The organism is Klebsiella grimontii (genome assembly GCF_900200035.1).
Lineage (GTDB): Bacteria > Pseudomonadota > Gammaproteobacteria > Enterobacterales > Enterobacteriaceae > Klebsiella > Klebsiella grimontii.
Genome location: NZ_FZTC01000015.1, coordinates 650174 through 664330, shown reverse-complemented (window position 1 = coordinate 664330; position 14157 = coordinate 650174). Strand labels below are relative to the sequence as shown.

Sequence of the window (14157 nt, the reverse complement as noted above, 5' to 3'; positions counted from 1 at the left end):
ATTAATTCGCATCGCGAAAATATGGTAATTTAATTCGCTGATTCTGAATAAAAAAAACGCCGCAGTTAGCGGCGTTCTTAATGATGGCGAATAGCTACGCGCCGACTTTCGTCCAGGTATCGCGCAGGCCGACGGTGCGGTTAAACACCAGATGGCTTGCGGTGGCATAGCGGCTATCCAGGCAGAAATAACCTTCACGCTCGAACTGGTAGGCTTTTTCCGCCTGCGCCTGCGCCAGGCTCGGCTCAGCGAATCCCTGTTTAATAACCAGCGATTCCGGGTTCATCACCGCGAGGAAATCTTCCGCCGCGCCCGGGTTCGGTACGCTGAACAGGCGATCGTAGAGGCGGATTTCTACCGGCAGCGCGTGCGCCGCGCTCACCCAGTGAATCACGCCCTTCACCTTGCGACCGTCGGCCGGGTCTTTGCTCAGGGTGTCGGCATCGTAGGTGCAGAAGATAGTCGTGATATTGCCTTCCGCATCTTTCTCCACGCGTTCCGCTTTAATCACGTAAGCGTTACGCAGACGAACTTCTTTACCCAGCACCAGACGCTTGTACTGCTTGTTCGCTTCCTCACGGAAGTCGGCGCGATCGATCCAGATTTCGCCGCTGAACGGCACCTCGCGGCTGCCCATCTCCGGCTTGTTCGGATGGTTCGGCATGGCCACCATTTCACTTTCGCCCTGCGGATAGTTTTCGATAACCAGCTTAACCGGGTCGATAACCGCCATCGCGCGCGGGGCGTTTTCGTTCAGATCTTCACGAATGCAGGATTCCAGCGACGCCATCTCGATAGTGTTGTCCTGCTTGGTCACGCCGATACGTTTGCAGAACTCGCGGATAGATTCAGCGGTATAGCCGCGGCGGCGCAGACCGGAGATGGTCGGCATACGCGGGTCATCCCAGCCTTCAACGTGCTTCTCGGTCACCAGTTGATTCAGCTTACGCTTGGACATCACGGTATATTCGAGATTCAGGCGCGAGAATTCGTACTGGCGCGGATGCACGGGAATGCTGATGTTATCCAGCACCCAATCGTACAGGCGGCGGTTATCCTGGAACTCAAGGGTACATAGAGAGTGGGTAATCCCTTCCAGCGCATCGCTGATGCAGTGGGTGAAGTCGTACATCGGGTAGATGCACCACTTGCTTCCGGTCTGGTGGTGATCGGCAAACTTAATGCGGTACAGCACCGGATCGCGCATGACGATAAACGGAGAGGCCATATCGATTTTTGCGCGCAGGCAGGCTTTACCTTCAGCAAATCCGCCGCTACGCATTTTTTCAAACAGCGCCAGATTCTCTTCCACGCTGCGATCGCGGTACGGGCTATTTTTACCCGGCTCTTTCAGCGTGCCGCGGTACTCACGGATCTCCTCCGCTGACAGTTCGTCAACGTAGGCCAGACCTTTATTGATCAGCTCAACCGCATACTGGTGCAGCTGATCGAAATAATCAGACGAGTAGCAAACATCCCCGGACCAGTGGAAACCTAACCACTGCACGTCGTTTTTAATCGACTCAACGTATTCGATATCTTCCTTCACCGGGTTGGTGTCATCGAAACGCAGGTTGCATTGGCCCTGGTAATCCTGGGCGATGCCAAAGTTCAGGCAAATAGACTTCGCGTGGCCAATGTGCAGATAGCCGTTCGGTTCCGGTGGGAAACGGGTATGAACGGTGGTGTGCTTACCAGTAGCCAGATCTTCATCAATGATCTGACGAATAAAGTTAGTCGGGCGGGCTTCTGCCTCACTCATCGTGGGTTCCTCAAAGCGTAAACAACGTATAACGGCACATGATCTTACAAGCAGGGCGTAGAGACAACTATTAGTTACGCAAAATAGCGATTAGAAGGAGATTATGGGGGTGTTTGCGGTAAAAAAAAGCGGCGCAGCTTTCGCTGCGCCGCTGAGGCATAAACGCCACTCAGGAGTCTTACTTGCCTTTAATTTCGTACAGCGGCGTCTGGCCCGCAACAACCTTACCGGTTGCCTGGATAACCAGCGCGCTGTAGTCGTCGCTGTTGCTGCAGACGACCGGGCTAATCATCGAACGCGCGTTAGCGTTGAGGAACTCAAGATCCAGTTCCAGAATCGGCTCACCCGCTTTCACTTCCGCGCCCTCTTCCACCAGGCGTTTAAAGCCCTGGCCGTTAAGCGCAACGGTATCGATGCCCATATGGACGACGATTTCCGCACCGTTTTCAGTTTCCAGACAGAAAGCATGGTTGGTGTTGAAAATCTTCACCACGGTGCCCGCCGCCGGCGCAACAACAATCTTATCGGTCGGTTTTACCGCCACGCCGTCGCCGACGGCTTTGCTGGCGAAGGCTTCATCCGGAACCTGCTCCAGCGCCACAATGTCGCCGGTAATCGGCGAAACCAGCGCTTCGACAGTCTTCGCGTTAGCAACAGCCTGTGGTTTAACTGCCTGAGCGGCTACGGGTGCGCTATGAGACGTTGCAGCCGCTGCGGCAACCGGGCCACGGGCAACCACTTTCTTCATTTCATCGCCCACGGATTCCGCTTTCGCGCCCACGATAACCTGGATGGTCTGCTTGTTCAGTTTAACCACACCGGAAGCGCCAAGGCGCTTACAGGCCGCGTCGTTAACCAGCGCAGAGTCCGCCACGGTCAGACGCAGACGGGTAATACAAGCATCAATCGCTTTCAGGTTATCCGTACCGCCGACCGCCGCGATGTAGTTGGTCGCCAGCTGGGTTAAACCTTCTTCGGTATTGCTATTGGCCTCTTCAGTGACCACGTCATCCACTTTATCTTCACGACCCGGCGTTTTCAGATTGAACATGCGGATAACCGCGCTGAACAGCAGGAAGTAGATAACGAAGAACACGACGCCCATCACGATCAGCATCCAGACGTTTTTACTGGCTGCCGGCAGGCTGTACATCAGAACATAGTCGATGGCGCCTGCGGAGAAGGAGAAGCCCGCGTGGATACCCAGCGCCGTCGCAACGAACAGGCTGATACCGGTCAGGATGGCGTGCAGGAGGTACAGCAGCGGCGCCAGGAACATGAACAGGAATTCCAGCGGTTCGGTCACACCGGTCAGGAACGCGGTGATGGCCACCGATAGCAGCATACCGCCGACCATCGGACGACGCTCTTTCGGGGCTGCGAAATACATCGCCAGCGCCGCACCCGGCAGACCGAACATCATGATCGGGAAGAAGCCGGACATGAACATCCCCGCGGTGCCGTCACCCGCATAGAAGCGGTTGATGTCGCCGTGGAACACCGCACCAGCAGCGTTGGTGAATTCACCAATCTGGAACCAGGCGATGGTGTTCAGCACCTGATGCAGACCCGTCGGGATCAGCAGGCGGTTGATGAAACCAAAGATACCGGAGCCGAGCGCGCCCGCGCCGACAATCCATTCACCGCCGGCATGAATGGCGTTCTGCACCGGCGGCCAGACGTAGCCGAAGATGGCTGCGAGCACCAGACAGAAGAAGCCGGTGGCGATGGGCACAAAACGTTTGCCGCCGAAGAAGCTCAGGAAGTCAGGCAGTTTGATACCTGACCAGCGGTTATACACGGCGCCGCCGACCAGACCGGTAATGATACCCGCCAGCACGCCCATGTTGATGGCCGGGTTGATGGTGACCATCGCTTTGGTCAAAACGAAGTAACCTACCGCCCCCGCCAGCGCCGCGGCGCCAGCGCTGTCTTTCGACCAGCTGGATGCGACGCCGATAGCGAAAATCAGCGCCAGGTTGTCAAAGATTGCCCCGCCCGCCTGGGCGATAAACGAAATGTTAAGCAGATCCGGTTGACCGAATCGCAGCAGCAGCGCCGCGACCGGCAGCACTGCGATAGGGAGCTGTAACGCCCTACCGAGACGCTGAAAAAAACCTAAAATATTCATCTTATTCCCCCTATGAGACCCCGATGAGGCTCACTAAAGCCACTTTATTATTGTGTAACCTGGTTAATTTTTTAACTTACCTGCAAAGTGTCTGAAAAATTAATTCGTCTCGCAAATTAAATGGGTATTTTTTGTGACAATAGTCACCAAATATCGTATTCACCCCCGCCTTTGACTGGCTAACAACGAAAACTTATTTTATCATTCAAAAAATCAACACGGATTGACCCCGGTCGGCGCAGTTACTGCGATACTCTTAATAGTATGCTGGGGCCAATCCGCCAGGTTCTAATTTAACTATAGAGGTGAACAATGAGACTGATCCCCCTGGTAACAGCTGAACAAGTCGGTAAATGGGCTGCTCGGCATATCGTTAACCGCATCAATGCGTTCAAACCGACAGCGGACCGCCCGTTTGTCCTCGGTCTGCCTACCGGCGGCACGCCTCTGACCGCTTATAAAGCCTTGGTTGAGATGCACAAAGCAGGCCAGGTTAGCTTTAAGCATGTCGTCACCTTCAACATGGATGAGTACGTAGGCCTGCCGAAAGAGCACCCGGAAAGCTATCATAGCTTTATGCATCGCAACTTCTTTGATCACGTTGATATCCCGGCGGAAAATATTAACCTGCTGAATGGTAACGCGCCGGATATTGATGCAGAATGCCGTCGCTATGAAGAAAAAATTCGTTCTTACGGTAAAATCCACCTGTTTATGGGCGGCGTGGGTAACGATGGCCACATCGCTTTTAACGAACCAGCCTCTTCTTTGGCTTCACGCACACGCATCAAAACCCTGACCCACGATACTCGCGTAGCGAATTCCCGTTTCTTCGACGGTGACGTTGACCAGGTGCCTAAATATGCGCTGACCGTTGGCGTGGGCACGCTGCTCGACGCGGAAGAAGTGATGATTCTGGTGCTGGGTCATCAGAAAGCGCTGGCGCTGCAGGCGGCGGTGGAAGGCAACGTAAACCATATGTGGACCATCACCTGTCTGCAGCTGCACCCGAAAGCGGTTGTCGTCTGCGATGAGCCGTCCACTATGGAACTGAAAGTTAAGACACTGAAATATTTCAACGAATTAGAAGCCGAAAATATCAAAGGTCTGTAATGTAGTTTCGTCCCGCAGCAGACCCTGCGGGACAACCATTTTTGACAACCGGGGGTCGTAATGTATGCATTAACCCAAGGCCGGATTTATACCGGTCATGAAATTCTGGATGACCATGCGATTGTTATCGCCAATGGCCTTATCGAACGTATCTGTCCGCAGACTGAGCTGCCCACCGGGATCGAACAGCGCTCGGTTAATGGTGCGATCCTTGCCCCCGGTTTTATCGACGTCCAGCTTAACGGCTGCGGCGGCGTGCAGTTCAACGACACGGCGGATGCGGTCACCGTTGAAACGCTGGAAATTATGCAGAAGGCGAATGAACGCTCCGGCTGCACCAGCTATCTGCCCACGCTCATTACCGCCAGCGATGACCTGATGAAACAGGGTGTCCGCGTGATGCGCGAGTATTTGCAAAAGCATCCCAACCAGGCGCTGGGCCTGCATCTTGAAGGCCCGTGGCTGAATATTGTCAAAAAAGGCACCCATAACCCGGATTACGTCCGTAAACCGGACGCCGCGCTGGTCGATTTCCTGTGCGAAAACGCGGATGTAATAACCAAAATCACCCTCGCGCCGGAACGCGTTGAACCAGATGTTATCCGCAAACTGGTGGCCGCAGGTATCATCGTCTCCGCCGGTCATTCCAACGCGACGCTAAAAGAAGCGAAAATCGGTTTTCGCGCCGGGATTACGTTTGCCACCCACCTGTTTAACGCTATGCCGTATATTACCGGCCGCGAACCGGGTCTGGCCGGGGCGATTTTCGACGAACCGGATGTCTACTGCGGTATCATCGTCGATGGCATGCACGTCGATTACGCTAACGTCCGCCTCGCTAAACGCTTGAAAGGCGACAAGCTGTGCCTCGTCACCGACGCAACGGCGCCGGCGGGTGCCAATATTGAGCAGTTCATTTTTGCTGGTAAAACAATATACTACCGGAACGGCCTGTGCGTAGATGAGAACGGTACCCTCAGCGGCTCTTCATTGACCATGATTGAAGGGGTGCGTAACCTCGTTGAGCATTGCGGCATTGCGCTGGATGAAGTGTTGCGTATGGCGACGCTCTACCCTTCCCGCGCCATTGGCGTAGACAAACAGTTAGGCAGCATTGCCCCGGGGATGGTCGCTAACCTGACCGCATTCACCCGCGATTATAAAATCACCAAGACCATCGTTAATGGTAACGAGGTCGTCACTGAGTAAGTAAAAGTATGACAGCAGGCGGACAGGCTCAAATTGGTAACGTCGATCTCGTAAAACAGCTGAACAGCGCGGCCGTCTATCGGCTCATCGATCAGCACGGCCCCATCTCGCGTATCCAGATTGCGGAACAAAGCCAGCTTGCCCCTGCCAGCGTAACCAAAATTACGCGTCAGCTTATTGAACGCGGACTGATCAAAGAAGTCGATCAGCAGGCCTCCACCGGGGGCCGCCGCGCTATCTCAATTATTGCCGAAACCCGCAGCTTTCACGCCATCGGCGTACGTCTTGGCCGCTATGACGCCACCCTGACGCTCTATGATTTAAGCAGTAAGACCCTCGAAGAAGAGCACTACCCGCTGCCGGAAAGAACCCAGGAAACGCTGGAACACGCCCTGCTCAACATCATCGCCTCCTTTATGGAGAGCTGTCAGCGCAAAATCCGCGAGCTAATCGCCATTTCGGTGATCCTGCCGGGGCTGGTCGATCCGGAAAGCGGCGTCATTCGCTATATGCCGCATATTCAGGTGGAGAACTGGGGGCTGGTTGAAGCGCTGGAAAAACGCTTTAAAGTCACTTGCTATGTCGGGCACGATATTCGTAGCCTGGCGCTGGCGGAGCACTACTTTGGTGCGAGCCACGACTGTGAAGACTCCATTCTGGTGCGCGTACACCGTGGGACCGGCGCAGGGATCATCTCCAACGGGCGGATTTTTATTGGCCGTAACGGTAACGTCGGGGAAATCGGCCATATCCAGGTCGACCCGCTGGGCGAGCGCTGCCACTGCGGCAACTTCGGCTGTCTGGAAACCGTCGCCGCCAACGCCGCCATTGAACATCGCGTTCGTCATCTGCTGGAGCAGGGTTATCAGAGCAAAATCTCCCTCGATGACTGCACGATAAAAACGATCTGCAAAGCCGCAAATAAAGGCGATGCGCTGGCCTGCGAGGTGATCGAGCACGTTGGCCGTCATCTGGGTAAAACCATCGCTATCGCCATTAACCTGTTTAATCCGCAAAAAGTGGTGATTGCCGGGGAGATCGTGGAAGCGGAGAAAGTTCTCCTGCCGGCGATTGAAGCCTGTATCAATACCCAGGCCCTGAAGGCATTTCGCAAAAATCTGCCGGTAGTGCGATCCACGCTCGATCATCGTTCAGCCATCGGCGCTTTTGCCCTGGTCAAGCGCGCGATGCTCAACGGGACTCTGCTCCAGCGTTTGCTGGAAAGCTAAAGCCGCTTTATAGTTTCGCCTTTCTCCAACGATGTCGGACAGTTCATGACCATTCAAAACATAATTTGTGATATTGACGGCGTGCTGATGCACGACAATGTGGCCGTGCCGGGCGCCGCTGAATTCATCAAGCGCATTCTCGAAAAAGAGATGCCGCTGGTGATGCTGACCAACTACCCTTCGCAAACCGGGCAGGACCTGGCAAACCGCTTTGCGACGGCGGGAATCGATGTCCCTGATACCGCCTTTTATACCTCGGCGATGGCCACTGCCGATTTTCTGCGCCGTCAGGAAGGCAAAAAAGCCTATGTGGTCGGTGAAGGCGCGCTGATTCACGAACTGTACAAAGCCGGCTTTACCATCACCGACGTCAATCCGGATTTTGTTATCGTCGGTGAGACGCGCTCCTTTAACTGGGAGATGATGCATAAGGCCGCTTTTTTTGTCGCTAACGGCGCGCGCTTTATCGCCACTAACCCCGATACCCACGGTCGCGGCTATTACCCGGCCTGCGGCGCGCTGTGCGCCGGTATTGAAAAAATCTCCGGCCGCAAGCCGTTCTACGTGGGTAAACCGAGCCCGTGGATTATCCGCTCCGCGCTCAACAAAATGCAGGCGCATTCAGAACAGACGGTCATCGTCGGCGATAACCTGCGCACGGATATTCTGGCGGGTTTCCAGGCCGGTCTGGAAACCATTCTGGTGCTTTCCGGGGTAGCCACGCTTGATGATATCGACAGCATGCCGTTCCGCCCATCCTGGATTTATCCATCGGTTGCGGAAATCGATATTTTCTAAATAAAACCACGTCCTGCGACGTGGTTTCTTATTTTCAAGCCTCTTCTGAACGCTTTCATCTAAAAGAAAAGCGTTATTACTGAATATTCATCAACAAAAGCGCTCAAAACATACTCTTTTTTCACTATTCGACAATCACAATTGCGTTATTTTCTTTTGCTGGCGTAAACCCCTTGCGCCCTTCGCCCCTTTGCGGCATTTTCTAAAGCATGCACTGAGGCTTCGCGATTAGACGAAGCCTGCACAACATCAAACAAGACAGGGTAACGGAGAAGGCTATGTGTTCGATTTTTGGCGTACTGGATATTAAAACTGACGCGGGTGAGCTGCGTAAAAAGGCACTGGAGCTTTCCCGCCTGATGCGCCACCGCGGTCCGGACTGGTCAGGCGTCTATGCCTGTGATAAAGCCATCCTGGCGCATGAACGCCTGTCAATCGTCGACGTGAACGCCGGCGCGCAGCCGCTGTACAACGCTGCAAAAACTCACGCCCTCGCCGTTAACGGTGAAATCTACAACCACCAGGCGCTGCGCGCGGAATACGGCGACCGCTATGCGTTCCAGACCGGTTCCGACTGCGAAGTTATCCTCGCGCTGTATCAGGAAAAAGGTCCGGACTTCCTCGACGATCTGCAGGGGATGTTTGCTTTCGCTCTCTACGACAGCGAAAAAGACGCGTATCTGATTGGTCGCGACCACATCGGCATCATCCCGCTGTATATGGGTCACGACGAACACGGCAACTTCTACGTTGCCTCAGAAATGAAAGCGCTGGTTCCGGTATGCCGCACGATTAAAGAGTTCCCGGCAGGCAGCTACCTGTGGAGCAAAGATGGCGAAATCCGCGAGTACTATCAGCGCGACTGGTTCGACTATGACGCGGTCAAAGACAACGTCACGGACAAAAACGAACTGCGTCAGGCGCTGGAAGAGTCGGTGAAAAGCCACCTGATGTCCGATGTCCCTTACGGCGTCCTGCTCTCCGGCGGCCTGGATTCATCGGTGATTTCCGCCATCACCAAAAAATATGCCGCGCGCCGCGTCGAAGATCAGGAAAAATCAGAAGCCTGGTGGCCGCAGCTGCACTCCTTCGCCGTCGGTCTGGAAGGCGCGCCCGATCTGAAAGCCGCGCAGGAAGTGGCTAACCATCTGGGCACCGTGCACCACGAAATCCACTTTACGGTGCAGGAAGGCCTGGACGCGATTCGCGATGTTATCTATCACATTGAAACCTATGACGTGACGACGATTCGCGCGTCAACGCCGATGTACCTGATGTCGCGTAAAATCAAAGCCATGGGCATCAAAATGGTGCTGTCTGGCGAAGGTTCTGACGAAGTATTTGGCGGCTACCTTTATTTCCATAAAGCGCCAAACGCCAAAGAGCTGCACGAAGAGACCGTACGCAAGCTGCAGGCGCTACATATGTTTGACTGCGCTCGCGCCAACAAAGCGATGTCCGCATGGGGCGTTGAAGCGCGCGTGCCGTTCCTGGATAAGAAATTCCTCGATGTGGCAATGCGTATCAACCCGCAGGACAAAATGTGCGGCAACGGTAAAATGGAAAAACATGTCCTGCGTGAATGTTTTGAATCTTACCTGCCGGCAAGCGTCGCCTGGCGCCAGAAAGAGCAGTTCTCTGATGGCGTCGGTTACAGCTGGATCGATACTTTAAAAGAAGTGGCCGCTGAACAAATTTCCGATCAGCAGCTGGAAACCGCCAGCTTCCGCTTCCCGTACAACACGCCATCATCGAAAGAAGCGTATCTGTACCGTGAGATCTTCGAAGAGCTGTTCCCGGTTCCAAGCGCGGCCGAATGCGTTCCTGGCGGCCCTTCCGTCGCATGCTCTTCAGCAAAAGCGATTGAGTGGGACGAATCTTTCAAAAAAATGAACGATCCGTCAGGACGCGCGGTTGGCGTACATCAGTCGGCCTACTAACCGGCGCGGTTTTCCAAACGGACTCTTCGGAGTCCGTTTTTGTTTTGTGCCTTATTTAAGCCGTTAAAAACGATAAATAACCAATAATTGCCGATTATTGCGCCACGCTGTTCGCAACCTAACCAAACAGTTACGTTCAGCCCATTTTCGATGAAAAAGGGGTTGACGCTTCAAGGCTCAATACGCATAATGCGCCCCGCAACGCCGATAAGGTAACGCGCAAAAAGATGGCTACGTAGCTCAGCTGGTTAGAGCACATCACTCATAATGATGGGGTCACAGGTTCAAATCCCGTCGTAGCCACCATCTTTTTTGCGGGAGTGGCGAAATTGGTAGACGCACCAGATTTAGGTTCTGGCGCCGCAAGGTGTGCGAGTTCAAGTCTCGCCTCCCGCACCATTTACTCTTTCGCGTTGGCAGTAAAAAATTTTTGTTGGGGTATCGCCAAGCGGTAAGGCACCGGTTTTTGATACCGGCATTCCCTGGTTCGAATCCAGGTACCCCAGCCATATTTTCGATGTTTGCGGTTCACCGCGACGGTATTGGGGTATCGCCAAGCGGTAAGGCACCGGTTTTTGATACCGGCATTCCCTGGTTCGAATCCAGGTACCCCAGCCATCGAAAATAGAGTAAGATTTTGGCTACGTAGCTCAGCTGGTTAGAGCACATCACTCATAATGATGGGGTCACAGGTTCGAATCCCGTCGTAGCCACCATACAAAGGAATTATTGATTCAGTTCGATAAATCCAAAAGAATTGTTGGGGTATCGCCAAGCGGTAAGGCTCTGGTTTCTGATACCAGCATTCCGAGGTTCGAATCCTCGTACCCCAGCCAATTTTAAAAGTCGCTCACGCTGTGCGCGCACTCGTTGGAGTATTTCCAGGCGCTAAGCCACCGGTTTGACCCTGGTACGAAATGGTCAACGTAAAATTGGGGTATCGCCAAGCGGTAAGGCACCGGATTCTGATTCCGGCATTCCGAGGTTCGAATCCTCGTACCCCAGCCAACAAAAGCAAAAAGCTCGCTTCGGCGAGCTTTTTGCTTTTTGGCGTTTACGCTATGCGCATCACCGTTCCGCACCCCGACCTCACCTTTGCAAGCCGGGGTCTTTCTCGTTACAAACCTAACGCATATTTCAACGCCTGACGCTTTAATCCGCCGGCGCGCTCGGCCGCCATCAGCCCTAAATTTCGCAGCATACGCACCGGCGGCAGGTCGTTGCTGAATCCGGCGTAAAACAGATCCATTCCCGACTGCATAATAAAGTTGTCCGCCTGACGCCGCGTCTGGTAGCGCTTAAGTACCGGCAGGCTGGCCCACTCCTCGCCGTGCGCTTTTGCTCTGCCAAGAATATCAAGCAGCGCATCGACATCGCGATAGCCGAGGTTCACCCCCTGCCCCGCCAGCGGATGAATGGTGTGCGCAGCATCGCCCACCAGCGCCAGCCCCGGCTTCACATACTGCAATGCGTGGCGGCGGGTGAGCGGGAAGGCGCCCGCGCTCAGCGGCGTAACCTCTCCCAGCCGCGACGGGAAGTGACGAGTAATTTCCTGCTGTAGCTGAGCCATGCTCATGCCCTGCAGCTGGCGGATCCGCGCCGGCGCGTCGTACCACACCAGCGAAGCCCAATGGTCAAACAGCGGTAAAAACGCGCGCGGCCCCGCTGGGGTGAACTGCTGCCAGGTACTGTCGCCGGGATCGCCCGCGCACTGTACGCTTATCAACATACAGGATTGCTGATACTGCCACGCGTGGATGCCGATTCCGGCCAGCTGCCGCACCTGCGAACTGGCGCCGTCCGCGCCCACCACCAGACGCGCATCGATCTGGCTGCCGTCAGTCAGCGTTAACGACGTGTACATTTCTTCGCGCCGCATCGCCTGGAGCGATGTCCCCACCCGCAGCGATATGCGCTCATGGGCTTCCAGCGCCTGCCACAGGGCAAGCTGCAGGACGTTGTTTTCCACCATATAGCCCAGTTCAGGTAGCTTCAGCTCCGCAGCGTTGAAGACAACGTGGGCGCTTTCCCACTCCCAGGTCTCGAGCTGGCGATAGGCATGAGCGCGCATTTTCCGCACGCTATCCCAGACGCCGAGTCCTCTCAGCAGCCCTACCGATGAGGCGCTGATTGCCGAAATACGCACGTCAGGCGGTGAAGATGCATCAAAAGCCGGTGGCGCGTTTTTTTCAATAACCGTCACCGTAAAGCCCTGCTGCGCCAGGCCAAGCGCCAGGGCGCCGCCAACCATTCCGCCGCCGACGATAACGACATCTGTTGCATGAATTGTCATGGCTATTATCCTTAAACCCGAATCCCCTCAGTTTACCGGATTTTTATTCGGCTTGTGGTGATTACGGTCGTACTGGTCAGGGCGCGGTCAAAGCATTACAATACGCGCCCTGCAATCCTGGCTTTATATCCGTCACCCTTCACATTGCAGAGCAACATCCGGTGAAGACGCTGACTTTGGGTATACCTAATTAAGCATGAGCAAGTCGATGACAAAAAAACTCCATATTAAAACCTGGGGCTGTCAGATGAACGAATACGATTCATCAAAGATGGCCGATCTGCTGGATGCCACCCACGGGTATCAACTCACTGAAGTGGCGGAAGAAGCGGATGTGCTGCTGCTCAATACCTGCTCAATCCGTGAGAAGGCTCAGGAAAAAGTATTCCATCAGCTAGGACGCTGGAAGCTGCTGAAAGAGAAGAATCCCAATCTGATCATCGGCGTTGGCGGCTGCGTGGCTTCTCAGGAAGGCGACCATATTCGCCAACGCGCCCATTATGTCGATATTATTTTTGGGCCGCAGACCCTGCACCGTCTGCCGGAAATGATTAACTCGGTACGAGGCAACCGCAGCCCGGTCGTCGATATCAGCTTCCCGGAAATCGAAAAATTCGACCGCCTGCCGGAACCGCGCGCCGAAGGCCCAAGCGCCTTTGTTTCCATCATGGAAGGTTGCAACAAGTACTGCACCTACTGCGTGGTGCCTTACACCCGCGGCGAGGAAGTGAGCCGCCCAAGCGACGATATCTTGTTTGAAATCGCCCAGCTGGCGGCACAGGGCGTGCGTGAAGTCAACCTGCTCGGGCAGAACGTGAACGCCTGGCGCGGGGAAAACTACGACGGCACCACCGGCAGCTTTGCCGATCTGCTGCGTCTGGTTGCGGCGATCGACGGTATCGATCGGATCCGCTTTACCACCAGCCATCCGATCGAGTTCACCGACGATATCATCGAGGTTTACCGCGATACGCCAGAGCTGGTCAGCTTCCTGCACCTGCCGGTGCAGAGCGGTTCTGACCGCGTGCTGAACCTGATGGGCCGAACCCACACGGCGCTGGAATATAAAGCGATTATCCGCAAACTGCGCGCGGCGCGCCCGGATATTCAGATCAGCTCCGACTTTATCGTCGGCTTCCCTGGCGAAACCACGCAGGATTTCGAGCAGACCATGAAACTGATCGCCGATGTGAATTTCGATATGAGCTACAGCTTCATCTTCTCTGCGCGTCCGGGAACGCCGGCGGCCGATATGGTCGACGACGTACCGGAAGAGGATAAGAAGCAGCGTCTGTATATTCTGCAGGAGCGTATCAATCAGCAGGCGACGGCCTGGAGTCGCCGTATGCTCGGCACCGTGCAGCGCATTCTGGTGGAAGGCACTTCACGCAAGAGCATCATGGAGTTGTCTGGCCGCACCGAGAATAACCGCGTGGTGAACTTCGAAGGCTCGCCTGAGATGATCGGCAAGTTTGTCGACGTCGAAATCACCGACGTCTGGACAAACTCCCTGCGCGGTAAAGTGGTGCGCACCGAGGACGAAATGGGTCTGCGCATCGCGGAAACCCCGGAGTCGGTGATTGCCCGCACCCGTAAAGAAAACGATTTGGGCGTCGGTATCTACCAGCCATAATCCGTTCAGGCCTGCCGCTCCGGCAGGCCTTGTATTTCCTCTCCTCAAC

The 14157-nt window shown here is 54.9% G+C and carries 9 protein-coding genes and 7 tRNA genes; 13 read left to right on the top strand and 3 right to left on the bottom strand.

Annotation, left to right across the window (positions count from 1 at the left end):
• Positions 1–94 precede the first annotated feature (94 nt).
• Both glnS and nagE read right to left on the bottom strand, forming a co-directional pair.
• Positions 95–1762, bottom strand: a complete 1668-nt coding sequence (gene glnS, locus KOSB73_RS10880) for a glutamine--tRNA ligase (protein WP_004134144.1) — start codon at positions 1760–1762, stop codon at positions 95–97.
• A gap of 178 nt (positions 1763–1940) precedes the next feature.
• Positions 1941–3893 (bottom strand): PTS N-acetyl glucosamine transporter subunit IIABC, encoded by a 1953-nt coding sequence (nagE, locus tag KOSB73_RS10875; RefSeq protein WP_098140506.1) that lies wholly within the window; start codon positions 3891–3893, stop codon positions 1941–1943.
• Positions 3894–4205: 312 nt separating this feature from the next.
• Here nagE and nagB point away from each other — a divergent pair, with 312 nt between their 5' ends.
• The 12 genes from nagB (at position 4206) to KOSB73_RS10815 (ending at position 11190) form a co-directional block, all read left to right on the top strand.
• Positions 4206–5006 carry a glucosamine-6-phosphate deaminase gene (nagB, locus tag KOSB73_RS10870; protein ID WP_004130458.1) on the top strand — a complete coding sequence of 267 codons (801 nt, stop codon included), beginning with the start codon at positions 4206–4208 and terminating at the stop codon, positions 5004–5006.
• Positions 5007–5066: 60 nt separating this feature from the next.
• Positions 5067–6215, top strand: coding sequence for an N-acetylglucosamine-6-phosphate deacetylase (gene nagA / locus KOSB73_RS10865; protein ID WP_004134149.1), 1149 nt, complete (start codon positions 5067–5069; stop codon positions 6213–6215).
• A gap of 8 nt (positions 6216–6223) precedes the next feature.
• Positions 6224–7444 (top strand): DNA-binding transcriptional regulator NagC, encoded by a 1221-nt coding sequence (gene nagC, locus KOSB73_RS10860; protein WP_024358801.1) that lies wholly within the window; start codon positions 6224–6226, stop codon positions 7442–7444.
• 45 nt (positions 7445–7489) lie between these two features.
• Entirely contained in the window at positions 7490–8242 is a 753-nt protein-coding gene (locus tag KOSB73_RS10855) for an HAD-IIA family hydrolase (RefSeq protein ID WP_024358802.1), read from the top strand.
• A 278-nt stretch (positions 8243–8520) separates the two neighbouring features.
• Positions 8521–10182: an asparagine synthase B gene (gene asnB / locus KOSB73_RS10850; protein ID WP_004130452.1), complete on the top strand. Its 1662-nt coding sequence runs from the start codon at positions 8521–8523 to the stop codon at positions 10180–10182.
• Between the two features lie 229 nt (positions 10183–10411).
• Positions 10412–10488: transfer RNA gene (locus tag KOSB73_RS10845), tRNA-Met, on the top strand.
• Positions 10489–10496: 8 nt separating this feature from the next.
• Positions 10497–10581, top strand: a tRNA-Leu gene (locus tag KOSB73_RS10840).
• A 35-nt stretch (positions 10582–10616) separates the two neighbouring features.
• Positions 10617–10691, top strand: a tRNA-Gln gene (locus KOSB73_RS10835).
• A gap of 34 nt (positions 10692–10725) precedes the next feature.
• Positions 10726–10800: transfer RNA gene (locus tag KOSB73_RS10830), tRNA-Gln, on the top strand.
• 21 nt (positions 10801–10821) lie between these two features.
• Positions 10822–10898, top strand: a tRNA-Met gene (locus KOSB73_RS10825).
• A 45-nt stretch (positions 10899–10943) separates the two neighbouring features.
• A tRNA-Gln gene (locus tag KOSB73_RS10820) sits at positions 10944–11018 on the top strand.
• 97 nt (positions 11019–11115) lie between these two features.
• Positions 11116–11190: transfer RNA gene (locus tag KOSB73_RS10815), tRNA-Gln, on the top strand.
• A gap of 109 nt (positions 11191–11299) precedes the next feature.
• Here the strand turns inward: KOSB73_RS10815 and ubiF are convergent.
• On the bottom strand, positions 11300–12475 hold the full coding sequence (gene ubiF, locus KOSB73_RS10810; protein WP_049130966.1) for a 3-demethoxyubiquinol 3-hydroxylase: 1176 nt from the start codon (positions 12473–12475) through the stop codon (positions 11300–11302).
• 208 nt (positions 12476–12683) lie between these two features.
• On the opposite strand from ubiF, the gene miaB reads away from it, so the two are divergent.
• A complete protein-coding gene (miaB, locus tag KOSB73_RS10805; RefSeq protein ID WP_024358804.1) occupies positions 12684–14108 on the top strand; it encodes a tRNA (N6-isopentenyl adenosine(37)-C2)-methylthiotransferase MiaB in 1425 nt (474 codons plus the stop codon).
• Positions 14109–14157: the final 49 nt, after the last annotated feature.